Source organism: Nocardiopsis listeri, from assembly GCF_020741345.1.
Lineage (GTDB): Bacteria > Actinomycetota > Actinomycetes > Streptosporangiales > Streptosporangiaceae > Nocardiopsis > Nocardiopsis listeri_A.
The window spans coordinates 1-20678 of the sequence record NZ_DYZD01000347.1; the positions used below are offsets into that span (position 1 = coordinate 1).

General features: G+C 69.1%; 14 protein-coding genes. 9 read left to right on the forward strand and 5 right to left on the reverse strand.

Annotated elements, in window-relative coordinates:
• Both K8V84_RS18550 and K8V84_RS18555 read right to left on the reverse strand, forming a co-directional pair.
• On the reverse strand, positions 1-786 hold a 786-nt coding region (locus K8V84_RS18550; RefSeq protein WP_304076590.1), incomplete at its 3' end, for a metal ABC transporter ATP-binding protein.
• 60 nt (positions 787-846) lie between these two features.
• Entirely contained in the window at positions 847-1197 is a 351-nt protein-coding gene (locus K8V84_RS18555; RefSeq protein WP_304076593.1) for a DUF6703 family protein, read from the reverse strand.
• A 500-nt stretch (positions 1198-1697) separates the two neighbouring features.
• On the opposite strand from K8V84_RS18555, the gene K8V84_RS18560 reads away from it, so the two are divergent.
• From K8V84_RS18560 to fdhD, 4 genes are all read left to right on the forward strand, one after another.
• Complete coding sequence (locus K8V84_RS18560) at positions 1698-5435, forward strand: CDP-glycerol glycerophosphotransferase family protein (RefSeq protein WP_304076596.1); 3738 nt, start codon at positions 1698-1700, stop codon at positions 5433-5435.
• An 88-nt stretch (positions 5436-5523) separates the two neighbouring features.
• Positions 5524-5817, forward strand: a complete 294-nt coding sequence (locus tag K8V84_RS18565) for an antibiotic biosynthesis monooxygenase (protein ID WP_304076599.1) — start codon at positions 5524-5526, stop codon at positions 5815-5817.
• Positions 5818-6012: 195 nt separating this feature from the next.
• A complete protein-coding gene (locus K8V84_RS18570; RefSeq protein WP_304076602.1) occupies positions 6013-7401 on the forward strand; it encodes a glycine--tRNA ligase in 1389 nt (462 codons plus the stop codon).
• A gap of 204 nt (positions 7402-7605) precedes the next feature.
• Positions 7606-8451, forward strand: coding sequence for a formate dehydrogenase accessory sulfurtransferase FdhD (fdhD, locus tag K8V84_RS18575; protein ID WP_304076604.1), 846 nt, complete (start codon positions 7606-7608; stop codon positions 8449-8451).
• Positions 8452-8662: 211 nt separating this feature from the next.
• Here fdhD and K8V84_RS18580 read toward each other — a convergent pair whose 3' ends face one another.
• The gene (locus K8V84_RS18580) at positions 8663-9385 is read right to left on the reverse strand and encodes a hemolysin III family protein (protein WP_304076607.1); all 723 of its coding nucleotides are present in this window, start codon (positions 9383-9385) and stop codon (positions 8663-8665) included.
• Positions 9386-9824: 439 nt separating this feature from the next.
• On the opposite strand from K8V84_RS18580, the gene ppdK reads away from it, so the two are divergent.
• From ppdK to K8V84_RS18595, 3 genes are all read left to right on the forward strand, one after another.
• Positions 9825-12518, forward strand: a complete 2694-nt coding sequence (gene ppdK, locus K8V84_RS18585; protein WP_304076611.1) for a pyruvate, phosphate dikinase — start codon at positions 9825-9827, stop codon at positions 12516-12518.
• A gap of 276 nt (positions 12519-12794) precedes the next feature.
• A complete protein-coding gene (locus tag K8V84_RS18590) occupies positions 12795-13823 on the forward strand; it encodes a YdcF family protein (protein WP_304076614.1) in 1029 nt (342 codons plus the stop codon).
• A 23-nt stretch (positions 13824-13846) separates the two neighbouring features.
• Positions 13847-15097 (forward strand): deoxyguanosinetriphosphate triphosphohydrolase, encoded by a 1251-nt coding sequence (locus tag K8V84_RS18595; RefSeq protein WP_304076617.1) that lies wholly within the window; start codon positions 13847-13849, stop codon positions 15095-15097.
• Positions 15098-15118: 21 nt separating this feature from the next.
• Here K8V84_RS18595 and K8V84_RS18600 read toward each other — a convergent pair whose 3' ends face one another.
• Both K8V84_RS18600 and K8V84_RS18605 read right to left on the reverse strand, forming a co-directional pair.
• Positions 15119-16720: a VWA domain-containing protein gene (locus K8V84_RS18600; RefSeq protein WP_304076618.1), complete on the reverse strand. Its 1602-nt coding sequence runs from the start codon at positions 16718-16720 to the stop codon at positions 15119-15121.
• Positions 16717-17874 (reverse strand): hypothetical protein, encoded by a 1158-nt coding sequence (locus tag K8V84_RS18605; RefSeq protein ID WP_304076620.1) that lies wholly within the window; start codon positions 17872-17874, stop codon positions 16717-16719. Before K8V84_RS18605 ends, K8V84_RS18600 begins: the two co-directional genes overlap by 4 nt.
• Before the next feature lie 148 nt (positions 17875-18022).
• Between K8V84_RS18605 and dnaG the strand changes: the two genes are divergently transcribed.
• Together dnaG and K8V84_RS18615 are read left to right on the forward strand one after the other, a co-directional pair.
• Positions 18023-19897, forward strand: a complete 1875-nt coding sequence (gene dnaG / locus K8V84_RS18610; protein ID WP_304076623.1) for a DNA primase — start codon at positions 18023-18025, stop codon at positions 19895-19897.
• A gap of 71 nt (positions 19898-19968) precedes the next feature.
• On the forward strand, positions 19969-20678 hold a 710-nt coding region (locus tag K8V84_RS18615; protein ID WP_304076626.1), incomplete at its 3' end, for a sigma-70 family RNA polymerase sigma factor.

The window sequence follows — 20678 nt, forward strand, 5'->3', positions numbered from 1 at the left end:
GTCGGGGTCGTTGGGGTCGGGGTGGGGGTGCTGGTGTTCGTGACCGGGACGCGCGCACTCACCGGTGGCCTCGGGCGGGGCGCCGTCGTGCACCGGTCGGCCGTGTTCCAGGACCACGGCGCGTTCGATGACGTTCTCCAGCGGCCCCAACTCGTGCAGGACCAGGACCACGGTGCTGCCCTGTTCGCGAAGGCGTGCGATGGCGCGGGCCAGCGCCCGCTGGTTCTCGGCGTCCACCCCGGCCATGGGTTCGTCCATGACGAAGGTGTCGGGGCGCCCGGCCAGCGCGCGGGCGATGAGCACCCGCTGCTGCTGGCCACCGGAGAGCTCGCGCACGGCGTCGCCCGACCGGTCGCTCAGGTCGACCGCGGCCAGGGCGTCGTCGACGGCGGCGCGGTCGGCCTTGGTGGACAGCGACAACCTGCGACGTCGGGCGACCTGGCCCGAGGCGACGATCTCGCGGACGGTGGCGGGCACGGCGCCCCCGGCGGTGAGCCGCTGGGGCACGTAGCCGATGCGCTTCCAGTCGCGGAAGCGACGCAGGGGAGTGCCGTGGATCCGTATCTCACCTGAGGTGAGGGGGACGATGCCGAGCATCGCGCGCATCAGGGTCGACTTGCCCGAACCGTTGGGTCCCAGGACGGCCATGGTCTGACCCGAGGGGATCCGAAGGTCGACGCCGTTGAGGACGGGAGCGCCGTCGTAGGCGGCGCGCGCGTCGATGGCCTGGAAGGCGGGCGGGGTCTCGGGGGCGTTCGCCCTCTCCCCGGTGAACTGGTCAGACACCCACACATTATGGCGAAAACGAAAATGGTTGTCAAAACTCGATGTTCGGCCCGCCGCAGGTCAATAGCCCAGGACGCGGGCCACCGCCAACACCGACACCACCAGGATCATCAGTACCCGGGGCGCCCGTCGGCGCCGGTCCAGGGTCGGCCAGGTCAGGTACGCCAACCACGCGAAGAACACCGCCACCAGGGACAGGCAGAGAGCTCCCGGCACACCCGGCGCCATCAGGCCCGCGATGAACAGCGCCCCCAGGGCCACCGGTGCCGACCAGCGAGGACGTTGGTGCAACCACACCAGTGGAACCGCGCTGCGTCGCTCCACCTCGCGGCGCAGGCGGCCCGCGTCCGGAGTGAACAGGGAGTCCCCCGCGGGGAGCGGGCGCTCGTCTTCGTGCTCGGGAGAGGCCATCGTCGCCCGTTTCCCCTTCGTCCGTGTCCGGGTTCCACCCGAGGTCTCCACCACAACCGTGTCCATCGGGATGTCCCGTCCCGCTTGCCTGGTAGATTCACATGCATGTCCGCCGCAGGTGGCGGGCATGCGCGAGTAGGCGATCCGTGCCGGTCTGCGGAGACCTCTGGGTCACCATGTCAGTGAAGCAGGAACCGGCCGCCGCCGCGAGGCGTGCGGCACCACTCGAAGGTCGAAGGCCGTCGAGTGGAGATCCCGCCCAGGGAGGCCGCCCAACTCGTGGGTCAGACCCTGTTTCAGGGCACCGCGGCGTGGGACCGGGCATCGTCGCCCGTTCCTCGCAGCCCCTCTCCCCCCGGTTTCCACTGTCCGGGGCTCGGTGCACGAAGGGTCAAGTACCTTCTACATTCAGTTAGTGACCGTCTGATCAGCGCGGACCGTCCGCACTACGGTGCCCGCACGTCGCACCGCGACGAACCCTCCGGAGGGTGTCAACTTCCGTGCCCGAACCCACAGTCATCGTGACGTTCGACGTCACCGAGCCTCATCTGCAGAACTGCCTCGATTCACTGGCCCGTCAACGTGACGAGGTCCAGACCGAGGCCGCGTCGTCCGGCGACGCCAGGACCGACACCGAGGTCATCCTCGTACCGGTCCGCAACGGCGGCGACGACGTCGACGAGTCCACCGATCCGGAGGTTCCCGAGGGGCGGACCACCGGACCGGACGCCAACGGGGACAACGAAGACGTTGGAGACAACGGGGACAGCGCTGACGAGGAGCCCGAAGTCGGCTCCGAGGGGCCCGTTCCCGAGGAGAACGAGCAGGGTGACGAGGCCGTCGCCTCCGTGCGAGAGGACGGGCAGGCGACGGCCCGCGCCTTCGCGCAGGCACCGCCCACCGGCTTGCGCGTTCGACTTCTGGACGGGGAACCGGCGCCGCACCACCCCGAGGCCCGCGCACGCGGCGCGGCCGAGGCCGACGGCAGCCACCTGCTCTTCCTCACCGGTTCCGACGCCCTGACCAGCTACGCGATCGCCCACCTGTTCCACAGCGCCACCGACACGCGCTCGGACCTGGTCATCGGCAACGTGTACCGGTTCAACGAGTTGGGCGCCTCGCCCTCCAAAGCGCACAAGAGACTCTGCGGTCGCCTCCGTCTGGCCGAGGATCCCCGGAACATCGGCGGTCTCGTCTCCGACGCGACCCTGGGCAACCGGCTCTGGCGCAAGGAGTTCTGGCTGTCGCGCACCGAACCCGAGGTCGACCCGGAAGACGACGACCTCGCCGTCCGGAGACTCTCACTGAGCGCCGACGCCGTCGACGTCCTGCCCGCCCCGGTCATGCTCAAGCGCGAACGCACCGATATCCGGTTGCCGCTGGAACAGAGCGTCCTGAACCGGCGGCTCACCGCGATGCGCCGGATCGCCGAGGACCTGGGCGCGGCCGACCGCGAACTGTGGGACCGCACCCTCCTCCAGGGTGAGATCCATGGCCTGCTCCTGCGCCTGGACGACGCGGACACACAGGTGCGCGAGACCGCCATGGACCTGGTCAACGCCTACCTGGACCATGTGTCCCCGTCCCTGCTGCGCGGTCTGCCGGTCCTGAACCGACTCCTGTACCACCTGGTGCGCAAGCGCCGTTCCAACGACGTGCTGGAGGTCGCCACCTTCGCCAAGAGCGTCGAGATCAAGAAGGCGCCCGCCGTACGACAGGGGCTTGGCTACTACATCCGCTACCCCTTCTTCGAGACCGACGACCAGACCAAGTCCGTGCCCCGGGAGATCTACCGGCTCGAGGACGAGATCAAGGTCAGGCAAAAGACCGAGGCCGTCCATTGGGAGGACGGGTGCCTGCACGTCAAGGGCCGTGTCGGCATCCGCCACCTGCGCGCCCACAAGCGCTGGCACCAGCACATCGTCGCCTTCGCGGTCAACACCGCCACCAAGCGACGCATCCGCGTTCCCGTCCAGGTCCGCCTGGCCGCCGAGTACCGGCTGCCCGACCTGCCCGACGCCGCCCGTCACGACTACGGGGGCTTCACCGCGATCGTGGACCCGCGTCGCCTGCGCTCATCACGCACCTGGGAGCCCGGTGAGTGGAAGATCGAACTGGTCGTGTTCAACCGCGGCCTGACCCGGCGCAAATTCATCTCCAACCCCGTCTCCGGTCAGCCCGAGCGGCCCGGCTACCGCAGCGTCGGCGGCGACATGTGGATCCGCCCGTACTGGAGCAGGGAACGCCACCTGCTCATCAGCGTCGAACCCGCGCGTGCCCGGATCACCGAACACCACTTCGAGACGCGGGACGCCGAACTCCACGTCGAGGGCGAACTGCTGGCCCCGCCCGCGGCAGAGGCCACCGGGCTGCGCCTGACCCGCCGCCCCGGTACCGCCCGCCTGACCTACCCGGTTCGGATCGAGGGGGGCCGCTTCAGCGCCCGCGTGCGCGCCGACGAGCTCTTCGCCCGAAGCCTGAGCGAGTGCGGTGGTGTGATCCGCCAGGAGGAGTGGGACGCCGAACTCGTCACGGAGGAAGGGGCCCGGGTGCCCCTGATCCTGCCGGACGAGGTGCCGGGCCGCCCCTACAACTCCGACGGGGCCGAGCAGGAACTGGTGGTGCTGCGCACGGCCACCGGTCACCTGAAGCTGCGCGCCGGCCGAGCCCGTCCCGTGGTGGACAGCGCCGAGTGGCGGGAACGCACCCTGGTGCTGGGCGGGGACTTCCCCGCCGGGGTGGACCTGCGCATCGTCGCCAAGGCCCGTGGCCGCGACGAGGAGCACGAGCTCGAACTCGAACGCGACGGGGGCCGCTTCACCACCTGCTTCGACCCCTCCCGCATCCACACCCTGTCCGGTGAGATCTCCCTGCCGGCCGGCTCCTACCAGCTGTGGGGGCGCATCGGGGAGGAGGGCGCCGACGAGGGCACGGAGGCCACCGTGGACGTGGGCGTGGAGTTCGCCGACGCCATCATCGGTGAGCTGCCTTCGCAGACGGAGAGCCCCGAGCGCACCTACACGCTCACCTACCAGAACCTCGGCATCCCGGTGATCCAGGTCGGCAGCGACCTGCGTCCGGTGGAGCGGGGCACCTTCGCCCAGAGTCGCCTGCGCGAGGTCTTCTACCCGGCCCAGCGCGAACTGTCGGTGACCGACGGGGTCCTGTTCGACACCTACACCGGTCGTCAGTACTCCGACAGCCCGCAGAGCATCTACGCCGAGCTGCGCGAGCGCGAGGGCTGGGCCGACTACCCGATGTCGTGGCTGGTCGCCGACGGGCAGGTACGCCTGCCCGACGACCTCACCCCGGTCCGCCACAAGGGTGAGGAGTTCTACCGGGAGCTGGCCCGCAGCCGCTACCTGGTGACCAACTCACGCCAGCCCGCCTGGTTCCACCGCCACCCCGACCAGGTGGTCGTGCAGACCTGGCACGGGTCGATGCTCAAGCGCATCGGCTTCGACGTGGAGAACATCCGCGGCAAGTCGCGCGACTACTTCGACAAGCTGGCCTGGGAGACGCAGCAGTGGGACTACCTGGTCTCGCCCAGCCCCTGGGCGACACCGATCCTGCGCAGCGCCTTCCGCTTCGACGGCGAGATCCTGGAGACCGGCTACCCGCGCAACGACATCTTCTTCTCCGCGGACAAGGAACGCATCGCCGAACGCACCCGGCGCGTCCTGGGCCTGCCCGAGGGCAAGAAGGTCGTGCTGTACGCGCCGACCTGGCGTGACGACAAGTACTACACGCGCGGCAAGCACAAGCTCGACCTGCACCTGGACCTGCGCCGGATGTACGACAAGCTCGGAGACGACCACGTGCTGCTGGTGCGCCGCCACCCCCGCGTGGTCGACAGCGTGCCGATCGTCGGCGAGGACTTCGTCTACGACGTGTCCCTGTACCCGGAGATCATGGAGCTGTTCCTGATCACCGACGTGCTCGTCACCGACTACTCGTCGATGATGTTCGACTTCGCCAACACCGGGCGCCCCATGCTCTTCTTCACCTACGACCTGGAGGGCTACCGGGACAACCTGCGCGGTTTCTACTTCGACTTCGAGGAGACCGCGCCGGGCCCGCTGCTGACCGAGTCCGACGACGTCATAGAGGCCTTGCTCGACATCGACGAGGTCGCGGCGCGCAGCAGCGCCAAGTACCGGTCGTTCGTCGAACGGTTCTGCCCGCTGGACGACGGCCACGCCTCGGCCAGGGTCGTGGATCGGGTCTTCGGCGAGTAGGCGGCGGGACGACCCTTCGGGGGTCGGCCACGGGCCGTTCCGGGACTCCCGGGACGGCCCGACCCGCCTCCTGCGCCACAATGGGGTCGTGATCGTCATCACCCGTTACTCCGTGCCCGAGGCCGACACCGAGGCCTTCCGCAGCGACGCCGACGCCGCCGTCGAAGTCCTCTCCAAAAGACCCGGATTCCGGTGGCACCGCATCGGCCGTGCCGCCGACGACCCCACCTTGTGGACCGTCGTGACCGAGTGGGACGGCGCCGGTTTCTACCGTCGCGCCCTGTCCTCCTACGAGGTCAAGGTCACCGCCGTGCCATTGTTGTCCCGAGCCATCGACGAGCCCAGCGCCTTCGAGATCCTCGACACCGCGGAGACCCCTTGACCTGATACGAGGCGGGTCGGCCGGTCCCGGTCCTGCAGAAGGAGTGCGCGAGAGTCCTTTGATTGCTCTAGCCTGGGGTGACGCGGTCGCCCGGTGCGCCACATCCGTGGCTCCGCGCGTGATCCGCGTTCCCAACACACGACGATGTATCGCGAACAGCGATCCACCGACCGCCAGCCGGATGGAGAGTCACCCATGGCCGCCAAGTCAGAGGCAATGGACGCACTGGTCAACCTCGCCAAGCGCCGAGGTCTGGTCTACCCCTCCAGTGAGATCTACGGAGGTCTGCGCGCAGCCTGGGACTACGGCCCCTTGGGCGTGGAGCTGAAGAACAACGTCAAGCGCCAGTGGTGGCGTTCGATGGTGCAGGAGCGCGACGACATCGTCGGCCTGGACTCCAGTGTGATCCTGGCCCGCGAGGTCTGGGAGGCCTCCGGCCACGTCCGTGAGTTCGCCGACCCGCTCACCGAGTGCCAGGCCTGCCACAAGCGCCACCGCGCGGATCACCTGATCGAGGCCTACGAGGAGAAGCACGGCCACGAGCCCGCCGAGGGCCTGGCCGAGATCGCCTGCCCCAACTGTGGTGCCAAGGCCTCCTTCACCGAACCGCGCATGTTCAACGGTCTGCTCCGCACGTTCCTGGGCCCGGTCCAGGACGACAAGGGCCTCGCCTACCTGCGCCCGGAGACGGCGCAGGGCATTTTCATCAACTACAAGAACGTCGAGCAGAGCGCCCGCCGCAAGGTCCCCTTCGGCATCGGCCAGATCGGCAAGTCGTTCCGCAACGAGATCACCCCGGGCAACTTCATCTTCCGGACCCGAGAGTTCGAGCAGATGGAGATGGAGTTCTTCTGCAAGCCCGGCAGTGACGAGGAGTGGCACGAGTACTGGATCGAACAGCGCCACCAGTGGTACCTGGACCTGGGTATCGCCAAGGAGAACCTGCGCCTGTACGAGCACCCGCAGGAGAAGCTGTCCCACTACTCCAAGCGCACCGTCGACCTGGAGTACCGCTTCAACTTCCAGGGAAGCGAGTGGGGTGAGCTGGAGGGCGTGGCCAACCGCACCGACTACGACCTCAAGACGCACTCCGAGGCCTCGGGCGTGGACCTGTCCTACTTCGACCAGGAGAGCAACGAGCGCTACTTCCCCTACGTCATCGAGCCCGCGGCCGGTGTCGACCGGGCGGTGCTGACGTTCATGCTGGAGGCCTTCAACATCGACGAGGCCCCCAACGCCAAGGGCAAGCTGGAAAAGCGCGCCGTCATGCGCCTTGACCCGCGCCTGTCGCCGGTCAAGGCCGCGGTCCTGCCGCTGTCGCGCAACTCCGACCTGTCGCCCAAGGCCCGTGAGCTCGCCGCCACGCTGCGCAAGCGCTGGAACGTGGAGTTCGACGACGCCGGTGCGATCGGTCGCCGTTACCGTCGCCAGGACGAGATCGGTACCCCGTTCTGCGTCACGGTGGACTTCGACACCCTCGAGGACAACGCGGTGACCGTGCGCGACCGCGACACCATGTCGCAGGAGCGTGTGTCGCTCGACAACGTCGAGATGTACCTGGTGGAGCGCCTGCCCGGCTGCTGATCCACACACCGGGGTCCGGGGCCCCGTGCACCGCTTTCGCGGAGCACGGGGCCCTTCTCGTTCCAGGAGGCGGGACGTAGGTCCTCACCCGTCCCACCCGGAGTGCCCTGGTGCCATGGGAGGCGATCTGTACCTGTCCGCCCGACGGTTGTAACGTGACGCGGACACACGACCGGTGCAGGCCGGTGTCGGAACGGGGGGCACATGGGACGGGTCACCACACGCCAGAGGATTCTGCGGATCAGGGACGGCGTGGTGAGCGAACGCGCGGACACACTGGTGGCCGAGGAGCCCCTGGAGGTGCGGATCGACGGTTCCCCGCTCACGGTCACCATGCGCACCCCGGGCAACGACTTCGACCTGGCCGCGGGGTTCCTGGTGGGGGAGGGCGTGGTCCACCACACCGACGACGTACGGGTGATCCGCTACTGCGCCGGCGCCACCGAGGACGGTTCCAACACCTTCAACGTGCTCGACGTGTCATTGGCCCCGCACGTCCCGGCGCCGGACACCTCGCTGGAGCGCAACTTCTACACCACCTCCTCCTGCGGGCTGTGCGGCAAGGCGAGCCTGGACGCGGTGCGCACCCAGGCCACGTGGTCGGTGACCGAGGACGAGGCGGGGGTCGGGCTGTCGACGCTGACGCGACTGCCCGATCGGCTGCGCGAGGCCCAACGGGTGTTCGACCGTACGGGCGGCCTGCACGCGGCCGGGCTGTTCACCACCGAGGGAGAGCTGTTGGCGGTCCGCGAGGACGTGGGCCGGCACAACGCCGTCGACAAGGTGGTGGGTTGGGCCCTGCGGGAAGGGCGTCTGCCGCTGCGCGGGAGCGTGCTGATGGTGTCCGGACGCGCCTCGTTCGAACTGGTCCAGAAGGCCTGGATGGCGGGGATCCCGACACTGGCGGCGGTCTCGGCGCCGTCCTCGCTCGCGGTCGACCTGGCCGCCGAGGCCGGGATGACGCTGGTGGGGTTCCTGCGCGGGGAGTCGATGAACGTCTACGCGGGCCGGGAGAGGGTGCTGATCGAGTCGGGCGCCCGCGTGGGCTGAGGGCCCTGAAGAAAGCAGAGACGACCGGACCCGGGGGGATTGGTCTCCGGCCGTCTCCTGGGACCCGGGGCCGCACACGACCGCGAGAACCGGTAACAACGTAGCGCTAGGGCCCGGGGGATTCCGGGCTGTTTGGTCCCTGTTGTCCTTCTGTGTAAGCGAATCGTGACGAGTCGGCCGGAAGCGGTCATCGTGGGCCGCCGGGAGGGGGTCAGCCCGAGGTGTACACGACGAAGGACACCGCGATGTAGTGGCACACGAAGGCCGCGATGGTCAGCGAGTGGAAGATCTCGTGGAAGCCGAACCAGCGGGGGGCGGGGTCGGGTCGCTTGAGCCCGTAGACCACGGCGCCGACGCTGTAGAGCACGCCGCCGACCAGGATGAGGATCCAGGTGGCCGGGTGCGTGCCGTTGACCAGGTCGGGGATGAACAGCACCGCCACCCAGCCGATGGCCAGGTACAGGGCGGTGGACAGCCGGCGCGGGGCGTTGAGCCACAGGAGCTTGAACGTCACCCCGGCGATCGCCCCGCCCCAGACCAGGGCGAGCATGGCCGCGCGCAGGGTGCCGTCCAGGACCAGCACGATGAACGGCGTGTAGGTGCCGGCGATGATCAGGTAGATGTTCGAGTGGTCCATCCGGCGCAGCATGCGCTGGGCGCGTGGTGACCAGCGGCCCACGTGGTACACGGCCGAGGTGCTGAAGAGCAGGACCGAGCTGAGCGCGTAGATCGCGGCGGCGAGCATCGCGGGCAGAGTGGGGGAGAGCGCCACCAGGACCACGCCGGCGGCGAGCGCGAGCGGGGCGGTGCCCAGGTGCAGCCAGCCGCGCAGTTTGGGTTTGACGGCCTCCAACAGGTCACCGGCGGCCGTCGCGGCCCGTTCGGGTACGGAGGCGTTCGCCTCGGTCTCCACCTGCCCTTGCCTCTTCGTCACGCCGTGCACCCTTCTCCGGTCCGGTCCCGCCCCTTGACGGGTCCGGATAAAGCCTAACTTACGGCAGCGTAGGTTACTTGAAGGTAGAGCTGTGTCGCGCCGCACAGTGCGGCCCTGGGGTGCCGGTGGGGGCGGGGGAGTGGTTTCGGGGTCACCGGGGCCGGTGGTGAGCCTGACGTGTTCGGGCCTTCATTGGCCGAACGGCCTTGACCAGCGGAATCGTTCCGCTGGTGCACGCCGATTTCGAGGAGGTCGAGGTGGGCGAGTTGATCGATCGCTGGACCATTGGTATAGACCTCTATGATGCCTTTGACCTGCGAATATTCCACGAAGTGGTGGTATCTGGAGGGTCGCTTTTGTTGGATGTGGATAGAGTCGCGCGCAGATCCATGGGCCGGCCCGGAACACCGGGTCGCCGAGAGAACGAGGGAGCACCCCCGTGACCAAGTACGTCTACAAGTTCACCGAGGGCAACAAGGACCTGAAGGATCTTCTCGGTGGCAAGGGCGCCAACCTCGCCGAGATGACCAACATCGGTCTCCCCGTTCCCCCCGGCTTCACCATCACCACCGAGGCGTGCCGCCACTACCTCGACAGCGGCACCATGCCCGACGGACTGGACGCGCAGATCGAGGCCGACCTCGTCGAGCTGGAGAAGGCGATGGGCCGTGAACTCGGCCGACCCGACGACCCGCTCCTGGTGAGCGTACGTTCGGGCGCGCGCTTCTCCATGCCCGGCATGATGGAGACGGTCCTCAACATCGGTCTCAACGACGAGTCCGTCGTCGGCCTGGCCATCCAGGGCGGCGACGAGCGCTTCGCCTGGGACTCCTACCGTCGCCTGATCCAGATGTTCGGCAAGACCGTCCAGGACATCGACGGTGAGCTCTTCGAGGACGCCATCGACGAGCTCAAGGCCGAGAAGGGCATCACCGACGACCTCGACCTGGACGCCGCCGACTTCCGCCGGCTCGTCGAACGGTTCAAGGAGATCGTCGCCGACCAGACCGGGAAGCCCTTCCCCACCGACCCGCGCGAACAGATGACCCTGGCCGTCAAGGCCGTCTTCGACTCCTGGAACGCGCCCCGCGCCGTCCTCTACCGCCGTCAGGAGCGCATCCCCGCCGACCTCGGAACCGCCGTCAACATCTGCTCCATGGTCTTCGGCAACCTCGGCATGGACTCGGGCACCGGCGTGGCCTTCACCCGTGACCCCGCCACCGGGCGGTCCGGCGTCTACGGCGACTACCTGCGCAACGCCCAAGGCGAGGACGTGGTGGCGGGCGTGCGCAACACCGTGCCCCTCACCGACCTGGAGAACATCGACGCCCGTAGCTACGAAGAGCTCATGGGCATCATGGACAAGCTCGAGAACCACTACCGCGACCTGTGCGACATCGAGTTCACCATCGAGCGCGGCAAGCTCTGGATGCTCCAGACACGCGTGGGCAAGCGCACCGCCGCCGCGGCCTTCCGCATCGCCGACCAGCTCGTCGACCAGGGCATGATCACCCTCGAAGAGGCCGTCCAGAGGGTCACCGGCGACCAACTCGCCCAGCTGATGTTCCCCCGCTTCGACGAGAAGGTCGCCGTGGGCGACGACGTCCACCTCCTGGGCCGGGGCATGAACGCCTCTCCCGGTGCCGCCGTCGGCAAGGCCGTCTTCGACTCCTACACCGCGGTCAAGTGGTCGCGCAGCGGCGAGAGGGTCATCCTGTGCCGCCGTGAGACCAACCCCGACGACCTCGAAGGCATGATCGCCGCCGAGGGCATCCTCACCAGCAGAGGGGGCAAGACCTCGCACGCCGCCGTCGTCGCCCGCGGCATGGGCAAGACCTGTGTCTGCGGAGCCGAGGAGATCGACGTCGACACCAAGAACCGACGCATGACCGCTCCCGGCGGAGAGGTGATCGAGGAGGGCGACGTCATCTCCATCGACGGCACCAGCGGCCGGGTCTACCTCGGCGAGGTGCCCGTCGTGGACTCCCCGGTGGTCCGCTACTTCGAGGGCGAGATCGACCCCGCCTCCGACCAGGCCGACGACCTCGTGCGTTCGGTGGACCGGATGATGCACTACGTCGACGCCGCCCGCCGCATGTACGTGCGCGCCAACGCCGACACCCCCGACGACGCCGCCCGCGCCCGCCGAATGGGGGCCCAGGGCATCGGCCTGTGCCGCACCGAGCACATGTTCCTCGGCGACCGCCGCCAGTCGGTGGAGCGACTCATCCTCGCCGACACCCCGCAGGAGCAGCAGGAGTCCCTGGACGCGCTGCTGCCCCTGCAGCGCCAGGACTTCAACGGCATCCTCGGCGCCATGGACGGCCTGCCCGTCACCGTGCGCCTGCTCGACCCGCCGCTGCACGAGTTCCTGCCCGACATCACCGAGCTCTCGGTGCGCGTGGCCGTGGCCGAGGCCCGCGGCGAAAGCCACGAGAACGACCTTCGCGTCCTGCAGGCCGTGCACAAGCTGCACGAGCAGAACCCGATGCTGGGCCTGCGCGGTGTGCGCCTGGGCCTGGTCGTGCCCGGCCTGTTCACCATGCAGGTACGCGCCATCGCCCAGGCCGCGGTCGACCGGATCCGTGAGGGCGGCCGGCCCCGACCGGAGATCATGATCCCGTTGGTGGGCACCGTCCAGGAACTGGAGATCATCCGGGACGACGCCCTGCGGGTGCTGCGCGAGGTCGGCGAGGAGAACGGCCTGGAGCTCGACTTCCCCGTCGGCACCATGATCGAGCTGCCTCGGGCGGCGCTCACCGCGGGCCAGATCGCGGAGAACGCCGAGTTCTTCTCCTTCGGCACCAACGACCTCACCCAGACCGTGTGGGGGTTCTCCCGCGACGACGTCGAGGCGTCGTTCTTCTCCGCCTACCTGGAGAAGGGCGTGTTCGGGGTTTCGCCGTTCGAGTCCCTGGACGTGGACGGGGTGGGCCGGCTCATCCGCATCGCGGTCGAGGAGGGGCGCGCCGCCCGTCCGGGCATCAAGCTGGGTGTGTGCGGTGAGCACGGCGGCGACCCCGCCTCGGTGCACTTCTTCCACAACGTCGGGCTCGACTACGTCTCCTGCTCGCCGTTCCGGGTCCCCGTGGCCCGTCTGGAGGCCGGTCGCGCCGCGGGGCGTTCCCACTGACGTGCTCCGGGTCACGGCCTGTGGCGACGCCTGTTCAGGGGCGTTCCCACAGGCCGTTTCGCGACTACACTCGGCGTGCGAGGAGGCCGCACGCGAACCGGTGGTCGTGATCGTTTCGTGATATATTCTGGCGGCCGCGACGGTCTCCCCGCCGGCGCTTCCGGCACCCCCACACCTTCCCCACCACGTTCACGTGGGGTTCGCGAACCGGCGAAGGACGGGGGACGTCCCAGTCGGGGACAGGTATCCCGGTGACGATTGTGTGGAGGTGGGCCGGTGCGAATGGTCGGCGACGATCGCGGTGACGAGGCGTGGGACGGTTCCACGGCCGGCTCGACCGACGACGAGGCCACCCGGGTCTTCTCTCGCGATGACCTCGCCTCCTCCTCCGGTGAGAGCACCAGGTCCTTCACCCGTGACCCGGACACCGAGCACACCCGGGAGTTCGGGCGGGCCGAGCCGCAGCCCGACGGGGCCGCGGCGGACGGACAGGGCACGTTCACCCGCAGGTTCGTGCGGGAAAGGCCCCGGTCCCGGCCCCGCCCCGGCCCCCGAGAGGAGCGGTACCCGGACCCGCCTTCCGAGCCCGAACCCTTCGAACCCCGGGTCTACGACGACGAACCCTACGACGACGGGCCCTTGGACGAGGACCCCGAGCCCCGCACCCGCCCCCGGCCTCGCAAGCGTCGCCGCTTTCGGCTGGGCCGGATCATCACCCTGCTCCTGCTCGTCGCCCTGGCGATCCCGCCCGCGACCTGGGGTTGGGTCTGGTACACCGCACGCCAGGACGACCGTGAGGCCTCCGACGCGATCATCGTGCTCGGCGCCAGCCAGTACAACGGCGTCCCCTCGCCCGTCTTCGAGGCGAGGCTGCGCCAGGCCCAGGCCCTCTACCTGGACGAGGTCGCCCCCGTCATCATCACCGTCGGCGGCAAACAGCCCGACGACAACTTCACGGAGGCCGCCGCGGGACGGAACTGGCTGGTGGACGTCGGAATCCCGGCCGACCACGTCGTGGCGGTCGAGGAGGGAAGGGACACGCTCCAGAGTTTCCAGGCGGTCGCGGAGGTGTACGAGGCCAACCAGTGGGAGACCGCCATCCTCGTCTCCGATCCCTGGCACAGCCTGCGCTCCAAGGTGATGGCCGCCGACTTCGGCATCGACGCGGGCACCTCGCCATCGCGTTCTGGACCCGCCGTGATCGAACGCCGCACCCAGCTCTGGTACATCACCAGGGAGACCGCGTCCCTTTGGTACTACTGGATCTTCAATGACAGCAGCGAAGTCCGCGTCAACGCCGCCTGACCTCGGCGAGTAGGGTCACGAACATGACGACCACCCCGGGAGAGGCCACCGATCGCGGCTACAGCGCCGACGACACCGAACGCTTCGCCCTCGAATCCCGCAAGAGCCGAAGACGTGGTCCGTTCGAACGCGACCGCGCCCGTGTCCTGCACAGTTCCGCGCTGCGCCGGCTCTCGGCCAAGACCCAGGTGGTACAGCCCGGCGTCAGCGACTTTCCGCGCACCCGGCTCACCCACTCCCTGGAGTGCGCCCAGATCGGTCGCGAACTCGGACAGGCGCTGGGCTGCGACCCCGACCTGGTAGAGGCGGCCTGCCTGTCCCACGACCTCGGCCACCCGCCCTTCGGACACAACGGCGAACGCGCCCTCGACGAGGCCGCCGCGGCCTGCGGTGGGTTCGAGGGCAACGCCCAGAGCCTGCGCCTGCTCGTTCGCCTGGAGGGCAAGGTCGTCGACCCCGACGGCCGCAGCGCCGGACTCAACCTCACCCGCGCCACCCTCGACGCCACCGTCAAGTACCCCTGGCGGCGAGGGGAGGGCGGAGACACCCACAAGTTCAACTGCTACCCCGACGACGTCGAGGTGTTCACCTGGTTGCGCAAGGGAGCGCCGACCGGTCGGACCTGTTTCGAGGCCCAGGTCATGGACTGGGCGGACGACGTGGCCTACTCGGTGCACGACGTGGAGGACGCCCTGCACGCCGGGATGGTGCGCATGACGGCCCTGCGCGACCCGGCCGAGCGTGCCGAGGTCGTGCGCATCGCCGAAGCCCACTACTGCGAGGCCGACACCGCCGAATTGGAGGACGCCTACCTCTCCCTGCTGGCCGAGCCGATCTGGCCCCGCGAGTTCACCGGTGACCTCGCCTCCCTGGCCGGGCTCAAGAACCTCACCAGCGAACTCATCGGCCGGTTCTGCCACGCCGCCGAACTGGCCACCCGCGAGGCCTACGGCCCCGGAGCGCTCACCCGCTACGGCGCCGACCTCATCGTGCCCCGCCGCACCCTCCTGGAGTGCGCCCTGCTCAAGGCCATGGCGGTGCACTTCGTGATGGACCGCGAAGAGGCGCGCCGCTACCAGATCGAGGAACGCCGCGTCCTCACCGAGTTGGTCGACGTCCTCTGGCACGGTGCCCCCGGAACCCTCGAACCCCTGTTCCGGACCCCGTACGAGACCGCGCCCGACGACGCCGCCGCGCTGCGCGTGATCATCGACCAGGTCGCCTCGCTCACCGACACCTCGGCCTCGGCCCTGCACAAGCGGCTCCTGGGTTGAGCCCGGAGCCGCCGGACCCGGTCACTGGTAGCCGCGGATCTCCCGGAACACCTGTTCCAGCTCCATCTCCCGCGCGTCGAAGACCCGACCGCCGGTCCATGACGACAACCGCTCCATCTCCGCCGCGTCGGCGTCACCGAACAGCACCGTGAACACCGGTGCCGCCTCCACGCGCGAGGGCGCCTCCGCCAACGAACCCAGCAGTTCGTCCAAGTCCATGCCCTGGTTGACCTCTCCGTCGGTCATCAGCACCACCGACAGCAGGTGGGAGTCCTCACCTGCCTCCTCCAACAGTTCGTAGGCGCGCTCCACCGCGTCGTAGGCGGCCGTCTCACCACCGGCCTCCAGCGCGGCGACCTCGTCGGCCAACTCCGCGCGCACCTTCGCCGAACCGTCCGGCTCCAGGACGAAGGTGAGCGGCTCCTCCGGCACGTCGGAGAACGGAAGCAGCGTGACCTCCTCCCGTGCCTGGAAGGTCTGACCACGTGAGGACAACGGGCCCTCGTCGGCGCCGGTCAACGCGGTCAGCGACGCGCGCAGGTCGTCGATCCGGTCTGCGGCCATCGACCCTGACACGTCCAGCACGTACACGGTGCGCGCCGGGCGGCGCAGCTCGGCGAAGTACGCGGCAACCAGGTCGTCGACCACGTCCCGCCGGGCGGGGAACGGCAGCTCCACCATCGGTGGGAGATCCCGGCCTGCGGCCTCGGCGGTGACCGGACGACGGAACGTGGTCTCGGCGATCTCGGTCTGGACCTCCTCCGAGGTCAAGTCGGCCACGACCCGCTCGTAGGCCTCCACCAACTCCTCGGAGGCACCGGAGCGCAGGGTCAACGGGTGGTCGGCGGTGACCACCCCGTCCTCCGGGTACACCAGGGCCAGGTCGTCCCCGGCCAGATCGGGCCCGCGCGAGAGCAACACCGACTCGTAGTTGAGCACCCCGTCCAGGGGGGAGCCCTGCGCCTCGGCGTCGCCCGCCTGCCGCAGCACGAACTCGTCCATCAACCATCCGGAGGAACCCGCGGTGAGCCCCTGACCGGAGAAGAACGTCTCCAGACGCTCCTCGACGCCGGCAACGTCCTCGCTCTCCAGGGCAGCGCCGGTGTCCGCCATCGCCGAGGCCGCCCCGACCAGCGCGGAGAACCCGGAGTTGGACGCGGCCGGGCTGGACATCCCGTAGGTCAACCCCTCACGCTCGACCGCGACGGTGATGTCCTCCCAGGTCAGGTCGGGAACGATCCCGTCCGCCACGGTCCAACCGAACGCCTCGGCCCGCGACTCCAGCACCCCCAGCACCACGGGGGAGAGCATCACCGAGGTCTCGGTGTGGATGGTGGAACGACCCTCGTCGACCAGGTGCAGGTAGCGGTTGGAGGGGAACCACACCGCGTCGAACCCGTCGGCCCGCCCCGCAGCGACCCGCTCGGTACCGTCCAGGGTCCCGGAGTACTCCAGCTCCAGGCGCACCCCGGTGCGCTCCGCCGACGCCTCCAACAGCGGCTCCATGTCGGCCAACTCGCTGCCGGCCAACACCCGCAGTGTCGCGCCCTCGACCTCGGGCGTACACGCGCCCGCGGCCGGCAGGGCGATCGCGACGGCCGCCGCTCCCCACGCCCCTCTCACGACCGGCCACCCCCGGAACGACTCGAAGCCGCCTCCTCCACGGCGGGGCCGGCCCCGGTGTCCTCGTAGTCCCTCTCGATGCTGCTCAGCGGGGCCTCCAGGGCCTCGTGTGCGGGAGAGTGCACCACGTCACCGACCCGTGGTCGCACGGGCAGCCCGTGTTCGTCCACCAGGTCGCCGAAGTGCCGGGTGTCGTCGGTGCGGTAGCCGTGCTCGGTGACCAGTTGCCGCAGCTCGGGGTCCTCGGTCAACAACCGTCCGACCTCGTCGCCGTTCTCGACGAACGGGACGATCGTGTGGGTGGAGAACACCGTCGGCTCGGGGTACATCAGCACCGCGTCCTCCGGCAACGCGGGGCCGCGCACCGCCGCGTGCACGTACTGAGATTCGTAGGCCCACAGCAGCGGGGTGTGCCCCGGGCCGAGGTCCCGGAACTGTTCGAAGGGCTGCTGGGAGGACTCCGGTGGTCGCCCCTGGGCCGGGAACAACCGGGACAGCGTCTCGGCGAGTTCTGCGTCCTCCGCTCCGGGCGAGACGACCTCCTCGCCGTTGAGCAGGTAGGACAGCACCCCCACGTGCATCGCCGCCGAGTTCGAGGTGCGCGGGTCGGTGGTGCGGGCCAGGACCTCGTTGCGGTCGCCCGCGCTCACCGAGTCGCCCGGAAGGTCCCGCCAGCGGGTGCGCTCCTCGGTCAGGTCCAGATAGGCGGACATGTCGAACGACCAGGCGCCGTCCTCCGCCTCACGCGCCACGCCGGTCTCCCGCAACGCCTCCGCCATGGGTGCGTAGGTCAGCATCACCATGGGGGTGCTGAAGGGCCGGTACTCGGTGGTCGCCCCGTGCAGCTCGCGCACGTGCTCGGAGGCGATCGTGGACCCGGGGGAGACGAAGTCGGCCTCCTCGGCCATCAAGCGCGAGCCCCGCGGGCGCACCCGGACGTCGTACCCGAGTTCGGCGAACCGGTCCCGGACCCGATCGTCCTCGAACAGGTCCACCTTCTCCGAACCCACGACCCCCTCGACCACCACCGGGGAACCTCCGAAGCGGTCGGCCACCACGAATCCGAGCGTGGCGACCAGGATCACGACCAGGGTCCCGCCCACGAGGACGATCCACCTTCGGGCGCGGTCGGGCCCGGACTGCGGATCCGGCAAGGGGGCCTCCCGGGGGAAGAGAAGGAACGCCCCCAACATGTCCGCCCGAACCGGCGGGGGACCGAATACCCGGTGACACCGCGGTTGCGCCGGGGCGAACCCGGAGGGCGTGACCGGACCGCCCCGGGAGCGAACTAGGCTGAAAACCGTGGCAGGACGGATCAAAGACGAAGACATCGCACTCGTACGCGAGCGCACCCCCATCGCCGACGTCATCGGCGAGTACCTCCAGCTGCGCAACGCAGGAGGCGGTTCCCTCAAGGGGCTGTGCCCCTTCCATGACGAGAAGTCGCCCTCCTTCAACGTCACCCCGTCGAAGAACCTCTACTACTGCTTCGGCTGTAACGAGGGTGGGGACGTCATCTCGTTCGTGCAGAAGATCGACAGCCTCAGCTTCGTTGAGGCGGTCGAGACGCTCGCTCGGCAGACCGGCATCACGCTGCGCTACGAGGAGGGCGGGCGCAGCACACCCAGACGGGACGAGGGAAAACGCCAACGGCTGCTCGACGCGCACAAGGCCGCCGCGGAGTTCTACGCCGAGCAACTCCTGTCCCCGGCGGCGGTGACCGCGAGACAGTTCCTCGACGAGCGCGGATTCAACCGGGTTCACGCCGAACAGTTCGGGTTGGGATTCGCCCCGGCGGGCTGGCAGAACCTCGTGGACCACCTGCGTCGGAAGGGCTTCACCGACGCCGAGGTCATCGAGGGCGGCCTGGCCAGTCAGGGACGACGCGGTGCCTACGACCGTTTCCGCAACCGGCTGCTGTGGCCCGTCCGTGAGGTCACCGGAGAGGTGGTCGGCTTCGGCGCGCGCAAGCTGGACCCGAGCGAGGACGGCCCCAAGTACCTCAACTCGCCGGAGAGCCCCATCTTCCACAAGGGGCGCCTGTTGTACGGGTTGGACCTGGCCAAACGGGAGATCTCCCGCAAGGGCGAGGCGGTCATCGTCGAGGGCTACACCGACGTCATGGCCTGCCACGAGGCCGGGGTGACCACTGCGGTCGCCACCTGCGGCACCTCCTTCGGCGAGGACCACCTCAAGATCCTGCGCCGCATGCTGTTGGGCCGATCCAACCAGGGCGGCCGGGTCGTGTTCACCTTCGACGGGGACAAGGCCGGGCAGAAGGCGGCCGTGCGAGCGTTCGCCGAGGAGCACGGGTTCACCTCGGAGACCTTCGTGGCCGTCCAGCCCGACGGTCTCGACCCCTGCGACCTGCGACTGCAGCAAGGACCCCAGGCGGTGGCCGACCTGGTCGACGGCGCCAGTCCGCTGTACGAGTTCATGATCCGCACCATCGTCGAGGGCTACGACCTGACCAACGCCGAGGGGCGCATCGCCGCCCTGGACGCGGCCGCGCCCGTGGTCGCCAGCATCCGCGACGAGGGCGTGCGCCTCACCTACGGCAAGAACCTCGACCGCTGGCTCGGGCTGATGGACGAGGCCTTCGTTCTGCGCCGGGTCCGCCAGCACATGGGCCGCGGCCGTGGACGCGGTGCCGCCCCGGCCCCCGTGACGCCCACCCCGGACGCCCGGGAGGCCCCCTACGACCTGGGCGACCCGTCGGTGCAGCGCGAACGCCAGGCGCTCAAACTCGCGATCCAGCAACCGCACCTGGCGGTGGGTTTCGACGCCCTGGGGGAGGAGGACTTCACCGTCCCCCAACACCAGGCGGTGCTACGGATCATCCGGGAGCGGGGCGGGGTGGCCGCCGCGGGCGACCCCCAGCACTGGCCGATCGTTCTGCGCGAGGCGGCGCCCAACGATCTCCAACGTGATTTCGTCACGCGCCTCGGTGTAGAGGAGATCAAGTTCTATGGAGAACTCGACGAGCATTCCTCTCGAGTAATGCTGAGCACAATCAAGACTCATTCCATCAATCGGCGCGAGGCAAACCTCAAATCCGAGTTGCACCGGATCGATCAGGCCGCTCAGCCGGAGGAGTTCAACCGGGTTTTCGCCGAACTCATGCAGCTCGGCCAGCAAAAACGCGCACTGCGAGAGTCGGGGATCGAGGGTATGTAGCACGGGGGTGACAATAATGGTTCTCCCCATTTCGCTAGCTTTGTGGGCACAATGTACGGGTGGCTCCCGCGATTGTGTCCCAGGAAATACCGCCCATTCGTCAGGTCGTCCCACTTCTCCCCGACTCGGGTCGGGGAACGGTCAGTCGTGGGGAGGTCGCGTCCGCGCTGGAACGCCTGGACGCGCCACCCGACTCCCTCGACCGGACGATCTCCGACCTGTCCCGGGCCGGGGTGGAGGTGGCCGAACCGGAGGAGACGCCCGTCGTCCTCGACCAGGGGCGGCGCTCCGGCTCGGACCTGGTCCGGATGTACCTGCGGGAGATCGGTCGGGTGCCCCTGCTCACCGCACGGGACGAGGTCGACCTGGCCAAGGCGATCGAGGCCGGGCTGTACGCCGAACGCAGGGAACCGGAGGAGGGACTCTGTACCGCGGAGGAACTCGCCGAGCTGGTCGAGGAGGGCCGCCGGGCGAAACGGCGCCTCATCGAATCGAACCTGCGGCTGGTGGTGTCGATCGCCAAGCGCTACATGGGGCGCGGCCTGTTGTTCCTGGACCTGATCCAGGAGGGCAACCTGGGGCTCATCCGCGCCGTGGAGAAGTTCGACTACGGCAAGGGCTTCAAATTCTCCACCTACGCCACCTGGTGGATCCGCCAGGCCATCACCCGTGCGATGGCCGACCAGGCGCGCACCATCCGTATCCCGGTGCACATGGTGGAGGTCATCAACAAGCTGGGCCGGATCCAGCGCGAGCTGCTCCAGGACCTGGGCCGCGAGCC